11 protein-coding genes and 1 tRNA gene are annotated in these 15874 nt (G+C 59.8%); 9 read left to right on the forward strand and 3 right to left on the reverse strand.

What is annotated here, in order from left to right; all coding sequences use genetic code 11:
* The first annotated feature begins 50 nt into the window (after positions 1-50).
* Positions 51-1457, forward strand: a complete 1407-nt coding sequence (locus SIB58_RS12435; RefSeq protein WP_231884150.1) for a hypothetical protein — start codon at positions 51-53, stop codon at positions 1455-1457.
* 52 nt (positions 1458-1509) lie between these two features.
* Positions 1510-3330 (forward strand): precorrin-3B C(17)-methyltransferase, encoded by a 1821-nt coding sequence (cobJ, locus tag SIB58_RS12440; protein WP_066905002.1) that lies wholly within the window; start codon positions 1510-1512, stop codon positions 3328-3330.
* A gap of 16 nt (positions 3331-3346) precedes the next feature.
* Here cobJ and SIB58_RS12445 read toward each other — a convergent pair.
* Positions 3347-3420 (reverse strand) — tRNA-Pro (locus SIB58_RS12445).
* 18 nt (positions 3421-3438) lie between these two features.
* On the opposite strand from SIB58_RS12445, the gene lipA reads away from it, so the two are divergent.
* Complete coding sequence (gene lipA, locus SIB58_RS12450; protein ID WP_066904565.1) at positions 3439-4317, forward strand: lipoyl synthase; 879 nt, start codon at positions 3439-3441, stop codon at positions 4315-4317.
* A 4-nt stretch (positions 4318-4321) separates the two neighbouring features.
* Here lipA and SIB58_RS12455 read toward each other — a convergent pair whose 3' ends face one another.
* Positions 4322-4627 (reverse strand): YciI family protein, encoded by a 306-nt coding sequence (locus SIB58_RS12455; protein ID WP_066904567.1) that lies wholly within the window; start codon positions 4625-4627, stop codon positions 4322-4324.
* A 15-nt stretch (positions 4628-4642) separates the two neighbouring features.
* A complete protein-coding gene (gltB, locus tag SIB58_RS12460) occupies positions 4643-9241 on the reverse strand; it encodes a glutamate synthase large subunit (RefSeq protein ID WP_067326081.1) in 4599 nt (1532 codons plus the stop codon).
* A gap of 98 nt (positions 9242-9339) precedes the next feature.
* Between gltB and SIB58_RS12465 the strand changes: the two genes are divergently transcribed.
* From SIB58_RS12465 to tuf, 6 genes are all read left to right on the forward strand, one after another.
* Positions 9340-11034, forward strand: coding sequence for a phosphodiester glycosidase family protein (locus SIB58_RS12465; protein ID WP_067326079.1), 1695 nt, complete (start codon positions 9340-9342; stop codon positions 11032-11034).
* Between the two features lie 52 nt (positions 11035-11086).
* On the forward strand, positions 11087-11413 hold the full coding sequence (locus SIB58_RS12470) for an AIR synthase (RefSeq protein WP_066904576.1): 327 nt from the start codon (positions 11087-11089) through the stop codon (positions 11411-11413).
* Positions 11414-11489: 76 nt separating this feature from the next.
* Positions 11490-11864, forward strand: coding sequence for a 30S ribosomal protein S12 (gene rpsL / locus SIB58_RS12475; RefSeq protein ID WP_066904579.1), 375 nt, complete (start codon positions 11490-11492; stop codon positions 11862-11864).
* A 75-nt stretch (positions 11865-11939) separates the two neighbouring features.
* On the forward strand, positions 11940-12410 hold the full coding sequence (gene rpsG / locus SIB58_RS12480) for a 30S ribosomal protein S7 (protein ID WP_066904590.1): 471 nt from the start codon (positions 11940-11942) through the stop codon (positions 12408-12410).
* Between the two features lie 85 nt (positions 12411-12495).
* Positions 12496-14571: an elongation factor G gene (gene fusA / locus SIB58_RS12485; RefSeq protein WP_066904593.1), complete on the forward strand. Its 2076-nt coding sequence runs from the start codon at positions 12496-12498 to the stop codon at positions 14569-14571.
* Between the two features lie 42 nt (positions 14572-14613).
* Positions 14614-15813 (forward strand): elongation factor Tu, encoded by a 1200-nt coding sequence (gene tuf, locus SIB58_RS12490; protein ID WP_066904596.1) that lies wholly within the window; start codon positions 14614-14616, stop codon positions 15811-15813.
* The last annotated feature ends 61 nt before the right edge of the window (positions 15814-15874 follow it).

Raw genomic sequence — 15874 nt, forward strand, 5'->3', positions numbered from 1 at the left:
ATTTAATGCAAATCATTCCCAATAGTGCACCCCTTCCGTCGGTGCCCAGAATGAGTCGACTCAAGCTTTGCCCCATGGCGGCATCAGGCCGGACGTACCACCTCCATTACTGGCTTCAGGCTCTGCTTGCCCTGTGGATCATGGTGATTCCCGCCGCAGCCGCTCAGGCCTGGCCCTGGGGAGGAGACGGCTCTGGCGATGCAAACCGCTCCTCAGAGATCATCAGTGTTTCTTCACCTTCCGGTCGACTTCAGGAAGTCAGTCCCCCGGGAGCTGTTCAGCAGCTGCAGGCAGCCCTGAGCAGCCATACGCCCCGACTCAGGCTGATCAGCCCCTCTGATGGCAGTGTGCTGAAGAACGGGGAGGTGCAGCTCTCGTTACGGATCGAGGATTGGCCGCTAGCCGAGGATCCACAACTGGGGCTTGGTGCGCATGTGGCAGTCCAGATCGACGACGGTCCACCACTGCGTTTCAGCCACGCCGACAATGATCAAATTCAGATCACGCTTCCTGCTCTCAGCCCGGGGAGTCATCGCTTGACGGCCTACGCCGCCATGCCCTGGGGTGAAGCTGTGAAATCTCAGGGGGCCAGCCTTCAGTGGCGACTGAATCTCTTGCAGAAGCTTTCAGGAACGCAGCCGGATCAGGATGCTCCCTGGCTTGCAGTGGTCAGCCCCGCCGAACTCGGCAGCGATGATCCCCTGCTGATCGACTGGCTGATCTGGAACGCCCCGCTGCAGAACCTGCGGGAGGGTGATGGCCGCTGGAGGCTGAGGATCAGCGTGGATGGCGACAGTTTTCTTGTTGACCGCCAGGAGGCCCTTTGGCTGAAAGCTGCGGGCAATAGAAACGGAAGCGTGCAGATGGAACTGCTTGATGGTCTTGGTGATCCGATCACACCGGTCTTCAACAATCAACTGCGTGCCACGGTGGCTCTCCCCGGCACCCGTCCGATCTGGATGCAGTCGAGCCTCAGCGATGAACAGATGGCACGCCTGATTGGTGACGCCATTCCCGAGCCGGAACAGCCAGCTGAGAGAGATGCAACCCCGCCACAGACTGCGCTCGACACTGACTCTGAACCTGAAGCGTCCATTCAGGACGATCCTTCAGCGGAGATCCAAACAGCAGAGGGACAAACCGTTGATGGACAAACAATTGTTGGACAAACCTTGGATAAAGACGCAGACGGCGCTGCGGACTTGATGCTTGATCCAAGCCAGCAGCAGATCGACTCCTCTGAGGCAATCAAAGCTGACGATGAGCTGCCTGTGGTGCCTGATCGGGCAGAGGCTGATACAGAAGAGCCGCTGGAGACCAGCAAAGCCGAAAAGGCTGTTCCCGAAGCAGAGATCCGGAAGAGCGAACCAGCAGCCGAGCCAGAAAAGCTGCGGATCACCAGCAGCCTTGGAGGATCAGCCAGGGAGCTGGTGAACGAGGATGGCACCCAGCGCTGATTCACTGAGGCCGCTTGCCCTGAACGCTGTCAACACCACCACCATCCAGCCGATGGGAGCCTCACTTGCATTGGGACTGTCAGTGAGTGCCTGGCCCCTGCTTCAGCAGCTGCGACAGGCCGGCCAGGCTGATCGGATGGGACTGACACCGCTGGCGGCCGCAGCACTTCAGACCCCTCCCAGCGACTTGCTGGTCGCACCGGCTGCGCAACTTCTCACTGACCAATGGCTGCGTGGAGGGCCCACGATCGTGGTCGGAGCCTTGGGTGCAGTCACACGCCTGATCGCTCCTTTGCTGAGCGACAAGCAGAACGACCCAGCCGTGGTTGTGATGGACGCCCGCGGTGCAAAGATCGTGCCCCTGATTGGTGGGCATGCGGCAGGAGCTGAACAGCTTGCCCATGCGCTGGCAGCTGCACTGGGGGGGCAGGTCGTGCTGACCGGTGATGGAGCGAGCCAGCAGCGACTGGCTCTCGACGCCTTCGGTGAAGGCTGGGGATGGGTGCGTGGCGGCACGCCGAAGGACTGGCATGAGCTCATGCTCTCCCAGGCCTCTGGACATCAGATCAACGTTCTTCAACAGACAGGATCAGACCTCTGGCGCAGGAGTGGCGCCGGGCAGGGCTTCGCAGTTGCCGCAGAAAGCGAGCATGGATTGGGGCTCGCCATCGGTCCGCGCACCGATGGGGCTCCGTGTCGCTGGCACCCAGCCACGATCTGGATCGGCATCGGCTGCGAACGCTTGAGCAGCCTTGAACTGATTGAAAGAGCCGTGGATCGTTCTCTTGAATCCGCAGGAATGGCCAAGGAGGCCGTGGCAGGCATCAGCAGCATTGAAGCCAAGGGTGACGAGCCGGCCTTGCTGCAACTCTCTGAGCAGCGTGGTTGGCCTCTGCGGCTGTTCGGCGCGACTGCCCTCGCCGATGTTGCCGTGCCCACACCATCGGAAGTGGTGAAAGCGGAGATGGGCACAGCATCTGTTGCGGAAGCCTCAGCACTGCTGGCCTCAGGAGAAGGAGCACAGCTCTTGCAGGCCAAACAGATCTTCCATGCCGAGGGCGGCGAGAAGGGCGCCGTGACGGTGGCGATCGCAGAGGCTGCCCACGCCCTCGCACCCAGGAAAGGAGAACTGCATCTGATCGGCAGTGGGCCAGGGTCACTGCAACTGCTCACGGCCGATGCCCGCGAAGCGCTCAGCCGCTGCATCCTCTGGGTGGGATATGGCCTTTACCTAGATCTGCTTGAACCGCTGCGTCGCTGTGATCAGGTCCGCTTAGACGGGCAACTCACCCGGGAACGGGATCGCTGCTTACAGGCACTGAATCTGGCCCGCCAGGGCGCCCGTGTTGCTCTGATCTCCTCGGGAGACAGCGGCATCTATGGCATGGCAGGGCTGGCGCTGGAGCTTTGGCTGGACCTGCCTCAGACAGAACGTCCTCAGTTTCAAGTGCATCCCGGTCTCTCCGCACTGCAGCTGGCTGCCGCCAGGGCAGGGGCACCACTGATGCATGACTTCTGCACCATCTCTCTCAGCGACCGCCTCACACCCTGGGAGGTGATCGAACGACGCATCGAGGCAGCTGCCGCCGGAGATTTTGTGGTGGCGCTTTACAACCCACGGTCCAGAGAACGTGACTGGCAGTTGGCAAAGGCCATCGAGATTCTGCTCTGCGCTCGTCCACTGACCACCCCTGTGGTGATGGCTCGCCAGCTCGGTCGCAGCGACGAGCAAGTGAGCATCCACAACCTGGGCAACCTGCGGCCTGAAGACGTGGACATGCTTACGGTGCTGGTAATAGGAAACAGCAGCAGCCGCGTTCAGGACGGCCGCATGGTGACCCCCAGGGGTTACCCAGGTGCCGCTCTGAGCTGATGACGACCTAGTGCAGTCGGGATGACAGGATTCGAACCTGCGGCCCCTTCGTCCCGAACGAAGTGCGCTACCAAGCTGCGCCACATCCCGATGGCCCGACTGTAGAAGATGACCTCAGTTCTGAAACCTGACTGGTTACGCGTCAAAGCCCCTCAGCGGGAACGCATCGGAGCTGTTGCCGACCTGCTTCTTGACCTCAAGCTCAACACGGTCTGCCAGGAAGCGAGCTGTCCAAACATCGGTGAATGCTTCGCCGGGGGAACGGCCACATTTCTGATCATGGGTCCGGGCTGCACGCGCGCCTGTCCCTACTGCGACATTGACTTCGACAAGAGCGTTCGAGCACTGGATCCCACCGAACCGGAGCGTCTTGGTGAAGCGGTGTCAAGGCTGAAGCTGAAGCATGTGGTGATCACCTCGGTGAACCGTGATGACCTCAGCGATGGCGGAGCCAGTCAGTTCGTTGCCTGCATCGAACAGGTGAAACAACGCTCCCCCTTCACCACGATCGAACTGCTGATCCCCGACCTCTGTGGGAACTGGGATGCACTGGCAACGGTGATGAACGCTGCCCCGCATGTGCTCAACCACAACATTGAGACGGTGCCAAGGCTCTACAGAAGAGCCAGACCTCAGGGCAATTACGAACGTTCTCTGGCACTGCTGAAAAGGGTCAGGGATGGATGGCCCAGGTCGTACAGCAAATCCGGTCTGATGGTGGGTCTCGGCGAAAACGATGAAGAGGTGATCGGGGTGCTGCGCGACCTGCGCGACCACCGTGTCGACATTGTCACCATTGGCCAGTACCTCTCTCCAGGCCCGAGACACTTACCGGTGAACCGCTTCGTGACTCCGGAACAGTTCGACAGCTATCGGCGCATTGGGGAAGACGAGCTGGGTTGTCTGCAGGTGGTGAGCAGTCCACTGACGCGCAGCAGCTATCACGCCGGTGAAGTGCAGCGCCTGATGATCAGCCACCCACGCTGATGATTCAGAGCTGATCACCGCCGATCTGAATCCATTCCTGCAACTGCCAGGTCACCAGTCCGGACTGAATCATCGGGTCAGCCTGCACCCAGCGGCGGGCGTCCTCGAAGCTGCAGGCTTCAAAGATCAACAGTCCACCGCCGCCGGGCCGCTTCTCGCCATCCACCAGATATCCGCTGTGGATACGACGTCCACAGTCGCACTGGGACATCACCCATCGGCGATGAGCCTCGAGGTGAGGCCGCTTTTGCTCAATGGGCAGGGCGGCCGTCTCTTGAGTGAACGTTTCGGTCTTGATGAACCAGGGCACGGTGCGAGAGCTCGATCAGGCCGCAACCGCCTGCTTATCGGCCAGCCCCATGGCAGCACGTTCGCTGGGCGGAACCAGAACCTTGAACCGGCTTCTTGCGGCGGACCAGTCAGACAGAAGAGCCACAGCCTTCTCACTGCCGGTAGCAGCGACATGAAGCTCGAGCAGCTCCTTGAGCGTGGACTCCTGCTCAGATGTGCTGACCGGGCACACCTCAACGATCTCCGGGTTCACACGTGGAGTGACCCGGTCGCCTTCATCCAGAAGGAATGTGACGCCGCCGGTCATCCCGGCGCCCACATTGCGTCCGGTGCTGCCGAGCACCACCACTACGCCACCGGTCATGTATTCACAGCAGTGGTCGCCGGCGCCCTCAACAACAGTGCGGGCTCCGCTGTTGCGCACACCGAAGCGCTCCCCGGCGCGCCCATGAGCGAACAGCTCACCACCGGTTGAACCATACAGACAGGTGTTCCCGAGAATCACCTGTTCACCGGGATTCGCTGTGGAATCAGATGGCACAAGCGTGATGCGACCACTGTTCATGCCCTTACCGACATAGTCGTTGGCTTCGCCTTCAAGGCGCACATTCATACCCTGAACCAGAAAAGCACCGAAGCTCTGGCCGGCAGCTCCGCGGAAGGTGAGATCGAGCTGGCCCAGAAAACCACGATTGCCGTAGCGCTGGGCAATCTCGCCGGCCAGACGTGCACAAACGCTCCGGTCGGTGTTGATGATCTCCACTGTGCGACGAATGGATCGCTGACTCTCAATGGCAGCCATCAGCTCGGGATCAGCCAGCAGCTGGTCTTCGAGAATCGGCCCATTGCCATGGGCTTCGGCACTGTGAATCAGCCATGAGCGATCTTCAGAACCACTGATCGGTGCCAGCAGGCTGGAGAGATCCACGCACTTGGTTTTGGCCAGAGACACACCCCTTGGCTTCAGCAGGTCGCTGCGACCAATGAGATCCTCCAGTCGAGCCAGACCAAGCAGACTCATCAGCTGACGGACCTCTTCGGCGACATACCAGAAAAAATTCACGACGTGCTCAGGAACTCCGGTGAAGCGCTGACGCAGGTTCTCCTTCTGCGTCGCCACACCAACCGGGCAGCTGTTGAGGTGACAGACGCGAGCCATCACGCAGCCTTCGGCGATCATGGCGATCGAACCGAAGCCATATTCCTCAGCACCGAGCAGCGCAGCAATCACCACATCCCAGCCGGTCTTGAGACCGCCATCGGCTCTGAGCAGAACTCTTTCGCGAAGGCCGTTTTCGAGCAAAGCGCGATGCACCTCAGTGAGGCCCAGTTCCCAGGGACCGCCAGCGTGCTTGATCGAACTCAGCGGGGAAGCTCCTGTGCCTCCGTCATGGCCAGAGATCTGGATCACGTCCGCGTTGGCTTTGGCCACACCGGCAGCGATAGTGCCGATGCCGATCTCAGCAACCAGCTTGACGCTGACCGGCGCCGAAGGATGCACCTGATGCAGGTCATGGATCAGTTGGGCCAGATCCTCGATCGAATAAATATCGTGATGCGGTGGCGGTGAAATCAAAGCGACTCCAGGCTTGCTGTTGCGCAGCCAGGCAATGTATTTGTCCACCTTCGGGCCTGGAAGCTGTCCTCCTTCACCTGGCTTGGCCCCCTGGGCCACTTTGATTTCCAGCTGTTTACCGCTCCTCAAATATTCAGCCGTCACACAGAAGCGGCCTGAGGCGATCTGCTTGATCGCAGAGCAGGCGGTATCGCCGTTCTGAAGCCCGCCGATGCTGGGGAAGGCGATGGATCTGCCGTCGTCATCCACATCAGTGAGCACCTGAAAGCGAGCAGGATCCTCACCACCCTCACCGCTGTTGCTCTTACCGCCGATGCGGTTCATGGCCACAGCCAGAACCTCGTGGGCTTCACGAGAGAGAGCGCCAAGGCTCATGCCACCGGTACAGAAACGGGTGCAGATGCTTTCAACGCTTTCCACCTGATCCAGGGGCAAGGGCGTCGAGGCGACCTTGAACTCCAGCAGGTCACGCAGCGCCATCACCGGACGGTTCTCCAGCAACGTCTTGTAGGTGGAGAAATGGTCATAGCCGGGACCCTGGGCCAGAGCCTTGTGCAAGGCCTTGGAGAGTTCAGGATTGTTGCGGTGGTACTCCGCACCGTTGCGGTATTGAACGAAGCCCATGAACTCGAGCTTGCTGCGATTCAGCTCGGGGAAAGCCTTGGCATGCATCGAGAGTGTTTCGTTTGCCAGTTCCGCAAGAGTCATGCCGGCAACCCGGCTGGTCGTGCCACTGAAGGCGGTCTCGATCACGTCGGCACCCAGCCCGATCGCCTCGAAAATCTGAGCACCGTGGTAACTCGCCAGCAGCGAAATGCCGATCTTGGAAAGAATTTTTCTGAGACCGTTTTCCAGAGAGATGCGCACATTGGCCTGAACCTGATCAGCACTGAGGTCGGGAAGCTTTCCCTGCTCGATGCGTTTTTTTGTTTTGGGGTGTTGAAGCCAGTGGCGGGTGGTCTCCCAGGTCAACCATGGACAAACGGCACTGGCGCCATAGCCGATCAGGCAGGCCATGTGATGGGTGCTCCAACACTGAGCGGTGTCCACCACGATTGAGCAGCGCAGCCGCAACTTGCGGCGCAGTAAATGGTGGTGGACGGAGCCAACGGCGAGAAGCGCTGGCATCGCCACCGTGGTGGCAGTCAGTGGTGTGGATTCAGCATTGGCATCGAAGCGGTCGGAGAGCACCAGAACCTGGGCCCCAGCGTGCACGGCTTGCTCTGCCGCCTGACACAGGGCATCAAGGACGGTTCGGAATCCACCGGTGCAGGATTCAACCGCCACCTGGGTGGACAGGAACTGAACGGGAAGACCTTGCTGGCTGATCTTTTCCAGCTCAGCCTCATTGAGAACCGGGGTATCGAGGTGAATCACCGAAGCGGCGTCCGCCTGAGGCTTCAACGCCGGACGACGCTCACCCAGATGCATCTCAAGGCTCATCACCAGTTGTTCCCGCAGGGGATCGATCGGCGGATTGGTGACCTGAGCGAAGCGCTGCTTGAAGTAGTCGTAGAGCAGATGAGGCTTGTCAGACAGCACCGCCAGTGGGATGTCATCACCCATGCAGAAGGTGGGTTCCTTCCCAAGGGAAGCCATGTCTCCGATGATCAGGTCAAAATCCTCGGCGGTGAAGCCCATGGCGGTCTGCAGTCTCAGCAGGTCGAGTTCTCCGACCTGCTGAGACTGGGTCCAGGGTTGCGGCCCCACGTTGCGGCGATGTTGCTTCAGCCAATCGCCGTAGGGGAAACGGCCAGCAGCGTCTTCTTTCACCAACCAGTTGTCGAGGAGCTGGCCGGTCTGCAGATCAACCGCCAGCATCTGACCGGGACCGAGCCGACCTTTCTGGACCACGGTCTTGCCGCTGAGATCCACGACGCCAGTCTCGGATCCCATGATCACGAAGCCATCCTCTGTGGAGCACCAGCGCGCTGGACGCAGGCCGTTGCGATCCAGGGTGGCTCCGACACGTTTACCATCGGCGAACACCAGCAGGGCAGGGCCGTCCCAGGGCTCCTGGATGCCAGCGTTGAATTCATACATGGCCGTCACATCAGGACGGCTATCGAGGTCTGGCTGGTTGCGGAATGCTTCAGGGACAAGGGTGATCAGGCTGTCAGTGACGGAACGACCACTGCGCACCATCAGCTCGAGCGTGGCGTCGAGGTTGGCTGAATCACTAAACGCGGGATTGACCACGGGGTTGAGGTCGTCCGCGGCGTCTCCCCAAACTCCAGCGAGGCTGGCTTCAGATGCCTTGGCCCAGTTGAGATTGCCCAGCAGAGTGTTGATCTCACCGTTGTGCCCCAACAACCGCATCGGCTGAGCCAGCGGCCAGCGGGGAAGGGTATTGGTGCTGAAGCGCCGGTGATATACCGCGAAGCTCACTTCAAAGCGGGAATCACGCAGGTCTGCGTAGTACTGCGCGAGCACTTCCGAACGAACCATGCCCTTGTAGACGACGGTTCGACTGCTCATCGAAGCGACATAGAAGTCGCGTGATCCCTCAAACCCCCATGCTTCTCTGGCTCTGGCACCAACGCGGCGCCTGAGACGCAGCAGCAGCGCCTCGAAGGCATCGCCTTCAGCCTCCCCTTTGACGAGCCACTGCTCAATGACCGGAGCCGTTTCACGAGCCATGGGCCCAAGCACTGCCGAGTCGACAGGCACCTCGCGCCATCCGGCGAACTGCAGGTCAAGCGCAGCGGCTTCCTCTTCAAAGAACTGGCGAGCCTGCTGACGTCGTTCAGCATCTGTGGGGAGGAACATCATTCCCAGCCCTCGGGCATCAGCAGCTTCAGGCCAGATCGCCCTGAGATAAGCCCATGGAATTTCACACAAAACGCCAGCACCATCTCCGGAGTCAGCGTCACCGCCACAGCCACCGCGGTGTTCCATGCAGCCAAGGCCACGCAGGGCCTGCTCCAGAACCCAATGGCTGGGTTGCCCCTGCATCTGGGCCAGGAATCCCACTCCACAGGCATCCTTCTCACCGGCTACCGCCTGGGGCGCAGCGCTGTCGCTGTAAGGCCAGGAGGAGCCGGAGAGGTGAGTCATGACCTGGATAAGAGTCGGGCTGACGCCGCTCTGGATTCAACATCCAGCACGGAGCAAATTCGATCCTAAGGATTGGCCACCCCGGCTAGCGTCTACGCATGTTCTTGCCGCCTCCTCCTCCAGTCCCGGTTGCCGAAGTGCGCACAGCCGGTCGGTACAGCGGTACCGAAGTCAAGGTTGGAGGCTTCCTATCCAAGGGGGCCTGGCAGTGGGTCGGAAACGACCAACGCTCACCTGAGCAGCTCTGGATTCCACTGGATCTGCTGATCGGACGACTCGGCTTCCAGCGGGTGGCCACTGAAGCGGGGGAGGAACTGGAGTGGTTCGGTCAAAGCATCCCCTTAAAGGCTCTGGCCAAGCGCTCCCTCGACGATGAGGTGGCGGTTGACGCAGCACCTTGGTTGAAGGCATTGAATGTTTCGACCAGCCGTCGAAACGGTGTCCTCTCAATCTCGCTGCAAGCTCCCAGAGTCCAGAATCTGCGTCAGGGGCGCGGCAGCACAGCAGGGCGGCTGGTGCTCGATCTCAGCGGTCCGGCACTACTGCAACGTCAGAACGATGACCTGTTACTCGGGGTTTCGATCACAGCAGCCCAGGAAGCCCGTTTGCGTGAGATCGGCTTGAAAACCAAGCGCGAAAGGCAGGGTCTGAGACTCCAGGGCAGTGCCGATCGTCCGACGCTCACGCTTGCATCACCCTGGCGGCTTGTGATCGATGGGTTGAGCAGCTCGCGCGCCACCCGAGTCCGTTCCACAGGGAATGCGTTGCGGTCAGCTCTGCTCAATCCAGAGATCCAGGCGGAAAGTGGCAACGGACTGGTGCTGGACACCCGCACGGTTCGTGTAGGGGTCAAGCCGGTGAAGATTTACAGGGCAGGCGTTCCTTTCAACAGCCAATCTCTCCAGCTTCGACCACTGGCCGCTCGAGGAGCACAAACCGGGATTCGATTTCTGAGCCAACTGGCCCAGCCTGAACAGGCTTTGCTGGCCGTCAATGGGGGATTCTTCAATCGGGTTCGTCAGCTTCCCCTGGGCGCCCTTCGTGTCGATGGGACCTGGCTTTCCGGACCGATACTCAACCGCGGAGCGATCGGCTGGACAGCAGGGAACAGGCTTCTGTTCAATCGTCTGCGCCTGGACCAGTCCATGCAGGTCAACGGAGGACGTCGCTGGGGCCTGGGTTTTCTCAACAGTGGCTACGTCCAGCGCGGCTTGAGTCGTTACACCCGTGCATGGGGTCCGGTCTACAAAGCCCTGAGCGGCGAGGAGAAGGCCATCACTGTGAAGGAAGGAGTCACCGTTAGCCAGCACGATCGCGCCGAACTGAGTCGGGGGGTTCCTCTGACACCCGGAGTCTCGCTGATCGTTTCGCGCGCTGGAGCGCCGCTTCCCGCCCAACCCGGTGATCGGGTCAGTATCAGTCTGCGGCCATCCACTCCAGTTGGAGAGCAACCTCAGGTGCTGGCGGGTGGTCCACTCCTGCTGAAAAACGGTCAGGTGGTTCTGCGGGGTCGCCAGGAAGGGTTCAGTGCCGGGTTCCTGTCCCTTTCAGCTCCACGCACGGTCGTCGCCCAGGACCGCAGTCGTGTGTGGCTGTTGACACTCGAGGGCACTACAGGCACTGATCCCACGCTGCTGGAAACGACACTGGCTCTTCAGCAGCTGGGAATGCTCGACGCCCTCAATCTTGACGGTGGCAGCTCCACCACACTGCTTGCCGCCAATCGGACCGTCATGACCGGACGCGGTGTGACACCGAGGGTTCAGAACGGTCTGGGACTGGTTCGTCGTTGAACGGTCGTTGAACAACGGCTGGCAAACTGGTGTCTCTCCTGAGCTTTGCTCCATGGGCGCCACGCTGCAAATCACCGCCACTGCAGCCGCCGAACTGGGGCGACAGGCGGCAATTGCAGGCACCCCAGGAGTGATGCATCTGGATCTCACGGCAGGGCACTGTGAACGGAATGTCATTCGTCTACAGCCAGGCCAGCTGAGCGGAACACCGGTTGCCAGATCAGAGGGAGTCACCCTGCATGTTCCCGATGCCCAGCACGCGTTGCTGGAAGGGCTGACGCTGGACTACCGCAGCGACATCAGTGGCGGTGGATTTCTGATCCTGAGCAACGATGCAGTGCGTTGCTGTGCCTGCGGCAGCGCTTTCAGCCGCCTTTGATCAGTTCAGGCAGGTCGAACCGGTATTGTGATGGATTGTCGAACAGGTCGGATCTCCGGCCGCTACGCGACCGTCGATGCCAACCATTCAGCAACTGATCCGGACCGAGCGCCAGAGCTCAAAGGCGAAAACCAAATCGCCAGCTCTGAAAGCCTGCCCCGAACGCCGTGGTGTTTGCACCCGTGTGTACACGTCCACGCCCAAGAAGCCCAATTCGGCTTTGCGCAAAGTGGCCCGTGTGCGCCTCACCTCCGGTTTCGAGGTCACCGCCTACATCGGCGGTATCGGCCACAACCTGCAGGAACACTCGGTTGTGCTGATCCGCGGTGGTCGCGTCAAGGATCTCCCCGGAGTTCGGTATCACATCATTCGCGGAACTCTTGACACCGCAGGGGTCAAGGACCGCCGTCAGTCCCGTTCGAAGTACGGCGCCAAATCACCGAAGGAATGATTGCCAACGGTCCAGCTTCAGGATCGTTCCATCCATTCCCTTCACCCCTTTCTGTTCCTTTTCATCTGACAGTCCATGTCACGCCGTAACGCCGCCGTCAAGCGCCCGGTCCTCCCTGATCCCCAGTTCAACAACCGACTTGCCACCATGCTTGTGGCCCGGCTGATGAAGCACGGGAAGAAGTCCACGGCACAGCGCATCCTGTCCGATGCCTTCAGCCTGATCGGCGACCGCACTGGTGGTGATCCCATCGAGCTTTTCGAGACGGCCGTGAAGAACGCGACTCCTCTTGTGGAGGTCCGTGCACGACGCGTCGGAGGTGCCACCTATCAGGTGCCCATGGAAGTGCGCCAGGAGCGCGGCACAGCCATGGCTCTGCGCTGGCTTGTCAGTTTTTCCCGCGCTCGCAACGGTCGCAGCATGGCTCAGAAGCTTGCTGGTGAACTGATGGATGCTGCCAATGAAGCCGGCAGTGCCGTTCGCAAGCGGGAAGAAACCCACAAGATGGCCGAAGCCAACAAGGCATTCGCCCACTACCGCTACTGATCCAAGCCTGCCCTGAAGCCTCGATTGCTCAGGGCGGACCTGTAGGATCTCACCCGCCTTTTTACGCCCCACCCCGGAGTTTCCTGTGGCTCGCGCCTTTCCCCTGGAACGCGTCAGAAATATTGGTATCGCTGCCCACATTGATGCGGGCAAAACCACCACGACAGAACGGATTCTGTTCTATTCAGGTGTGGTTCACAAGATCGGTGAAGTGCACGACGGTGCGGCAGTGACCGACTGGATGGCCCAGGAGCGCGAGCGGGGCATCACCATCACTGCTGCGGCAATTTCCACCAGCTGGAAGGATCACCGCATCAACATCATCGATACGCCTGGCCACGTGGACTTCACCATCGAGGTGGAGCGCTCCATGCGCGTGCTTGATGGTGTGATTGCCGTCTTCTGCGCGGTTGGTGGCGTCCAGCCTCAGTCAGAAACCGTCTGGCGTCAGGCCGACCGCTATTCCGTTCCCCGGATGGTGTTCGTCAACAAGATGGATCGCACCGGCGCCGACTTCCTCAAGGTCCACGGTCAGATCAAGGATCGCCTCAAAGCGAATGCCGTTCCGATTCAGCTGCCCATCGGCGCTGAAGGCGAACTGAGCGGCATCATTGATCTCGTGGCCAATCAGGCGCATATCTACAAAGACGATCTCGGTCAGAACATCGAAGTCACCGATGTTCCGGCTGAGATGAAGGATCAGGTGGATGAATGGCGCAACGTCCTGATGGAAACCGTTGCCGAGAACGACGAAAACCTGATCGAGAAATTCCTGGAAACCGGTGAGCTTTCGATTGAGGAGCTCAAAAACGGCATCCGCGAAGGAGTTCTGAGGCATGGCCTTGTGCCGGTGCTTTGTGGCTCCGCTTTCAAGAACAAAGGTGTGCAGCTTGTTCTCGATGCGGTTGTCGACTATCTGCCTGCACCAGTGGATGTTCCTCCCATCCAGGGAGTCCTGCCCGATGGCAAGGAAGCTGTTCGCCCCTCCGACGACAAAGCGCCTTTCAGTGCTCTGGCCTTCAAGGTGATGGCCGATCCCTACGGCAAGCTCACCTTTGTTCGGATGTACTCCGGTGTTCTCGAGAAGGGCAGCTACGTCCTCAACTCAACCAAGGACAGCAAAGAGCGTATTTCCAGGCTGGTGGTGCTGAAGGCCGATGACCGAGAGGAAGTCGATGCACTACGAGCTGGCGATCTGGGCGCTGTTCTGGGTCTGAAGAACACAACCACCGGAGACACTCTGTGCTCGGTTGAGGATCCGATTGTCCTTGAGACACTGTTTGTTCCGGAACCGGTCATTTCCGTGGCGGTTGAGCCCAAGACGAAGGGTGATATGGAGAAACTCTCCAAAGCTCTTGTCGCACTGGCTGAAGAAGATCCCACCTTCCGTGTGAGAACTGATTCAGAGACTGGTCAGACCGTGATTGCCGGCATGGGTGAGCTCCACCTGGAGATCCTGGTCGACAGGATGCTGCGCGAATTCAAGGTGGAAGCCAATATCGGTGCTCCTCAGGTCTCCTATCGCGAAACCATTCGCGCGGCATCACGAGGCGAGGGCAAATTCTCTCGTCAGACCGGCGGTAAGGGTCAGTACGGCCACGTGGTGATCGAAATGGAGCCGGGTGAACCCGAATCCGGCTTTGAATTCATCAACAAGATTGTTGGTGGTGTCGTCCCCAAGGAATTCATCAAGCCTTCGGAAATGGGCATGAAGGAGACCTGTGAGTCCGGCGTGATTGCTGGATTCCCCATGATCGACGTCAAAGTCACCATGGTCGACGGTTCATATCACGATGTGGACTCGTCGGAGATGGCATTCAAGATTGCCGGTTCGATGGCCTTCAAGGACGCCGTCAAGAAGTGCAATCCAGTGCTTCTTGAGCCGATGATGAAGGTCGAGGTCGAGGTCCCCGAGGATTTCCTCGGCTCGATCATCGGCGACCTGTCCTCTCGCAGGGGCCAGGTCGAAGGTCAGGCAATTGACGATGGCACGTCAAAAGTCTCGGCCAAGGTGCCCTTGGCCGAGATGTTCGGCTATGCCACCGAGCTCCGATCCATGACCCAGGGTCGGGGTATTTTCTCGATGGAATTCAGCCACTATGAGGATGTTCCTCGCAATGTGGCCGAGGCCATCATCTCCAAGAATCAGGGCAATTCCTGATCTCTACCCCCTTTTAATTCCACCCCCGATTCTTTAACCAAAATGGCACGCGAGAAGTTCGAAAGGAACAAGCCCCACGTCAACATCGGCACGATCGGCCACGTTGACCACGGCAAAACAACCCTCACCGCCGCGATCACCAACGTGCTCGCCAAAAAGGGACAGGCAGAGGTTCAGGACTATGCCGATATCGACGGCGCTCCTGAAGAGCGCGAGCGCGGGATCACCATCAATACCGCTCACGTCGAATACGAGACCGACTCGCGTCACTACGCCCACGTCGACTGTCCTGGCCACGCGGACTATGTGAAGAACATGATCACCGGTGCCGCTCAGATGGATGGCGCCATCCTCGTGTGTGCCGCAACCGACGGTCCCATGGCCCAGACCAAGGAGCACATCCTGCTGGCCAAACAGGTTGGCGTGCCCGCCCTGGTGGTTGCACTGAACAAGTGCGACATGGTCGATGACGAGGAGATCATCGAACTGGTGGAAATGGAGATCCGCGAACTGCTCTCCAGCTACGACTTCCCCGGCGACGATATCCCCGTGGTGCAGGTCTCCGGCCTGAAGGCGATCGAAGGCGACGCTGAATGGGAGTCCAAGATCGAGGAGCTGATGGCGGCTGTTGATGCCAACATCCCTGAGCCAGAGCGCGAAGTTGACAAGCCTTTCCTCATGGCTGTTGAGGATGTCTTCTCCATCACCGGCCGCGGCACCGTGGCGACAGGTCGTATTGAGCGAGGCATCGTCAAGGTTGGCGAAGAAGTGGAAATCGTCGGCATCAGAGAGCCACGCAAAACCACCGTCACCGGTGTGGAGATGTTCCGCAAGCTGCTCGATGAGGGCATGGCTGGTGACAATGTGGGTCTGCTGCTTCGTGGCATTCAGAAGGAAGACATCGAGCGCGGCATGGTGCTCGTGAAGCCAGGATCGATCACCCCTCACACCAAATTTGAGGGTCAGGTTTACGTTCTCAAAAAAGAGGAAGGTGGCCGCCATACGCCTTTCTTTGCTGGCTACCGCCCGCAGTTCTACATCCGCACCACGGACGTGACCGGTCAGATCACCGCCTTCACCGCGGAGGATGGCAGCAACGTGGAAATGGTGATGCCTGGAGACAACATCAAGATGACCGGCGAATTGATCTGCCCGGTCGCGATGGAAATGGGCATGCGCTTCGCTATCCGCGAGGGTGGTCGCACCATCGGCGCAGGCGTCGTCTCCAAGATCATCGAGTGATCTAGAACGGGATGATCACATGGATGGTCTGACTGCTGTCAGGCCATCCTTTAACATTCCA

Origin of the sequence: Synechococcus sp. MIT S9504, assembly GCF_047497135.1 — a bacterium.
In the GTDB taxonomy this organism is placed as follows: domain Bacteria; phylum Cyanobacteriota; class Cyanobacteriia; order PCC-6307; family Cyanobiaceae; genus Synechococcus_C.

Excerpts from the sequence above, each read along its gene's own strand:
- tuf (WP_066904596.1), top strand. The coding sequence starts at position 14,614 with ATGGCACGCGAGAAGTTCGAAAGGAACAAGCCCCACGTCAACATCGGC.
- SIB58_RS12465 (WP_067326079.1), top strand. The coding sequence starts at position 9,340 with ATGTTCTTGCCGCCTCCTCCTCCAGTCCCGGTTGCCGAAGTGCGCACA.
- SIB58_RS12470 (WP_066904576.1), top strand. The coding sequence starts at position 11,087 with ATGGGCGCCACGCTGCAAATCACCGCCACTGCAGCCGCCGAACTGGGG.
- rpsG (WP_066904590.1), top strand. The coding sequence starts at position 11,940 with ATGTCACGCCGTAACGCCGCCGTCAAGCGCCCGGTCCTCCCTGATCCC.
- lipA (WP_066904565.1), top strand. The coding sequence starts at position 3,439 with ATGACCTCAGTTCTGAAACCTGACTGGTTACGCGTCAAAGCCCCTCAG.
- rpsL (WP_066904579.1), top strand. The coding sequence starts at position 11,490 with ATGCCAACCATTCAGCAACTGATCCGGACCGAGCGCCAGAGCTCAAAG.
- SIB58_RS12435 (WP_231884150.1), top strand. The coding sequence starts at position 51 with ATGAGTCGACTCAAGCTTTGCCCCATGGCGGCATCAGGCCGGACGTAC.
- cobJ (WP_066905002.1), top strand. The coding sequence starts at position 1,510 with ATGGGAGCCTCACTTGCATTGGGACTGTCAGTGAGTGCCTGGCCCCTG.
- gltB (WP_067326081.1), bottom strand. The coding sequence starts at position 9,241 with ATGACTCACCTCTCCGGCTCCTCCTGGCCTTACAGCGACAGCGCTGCG.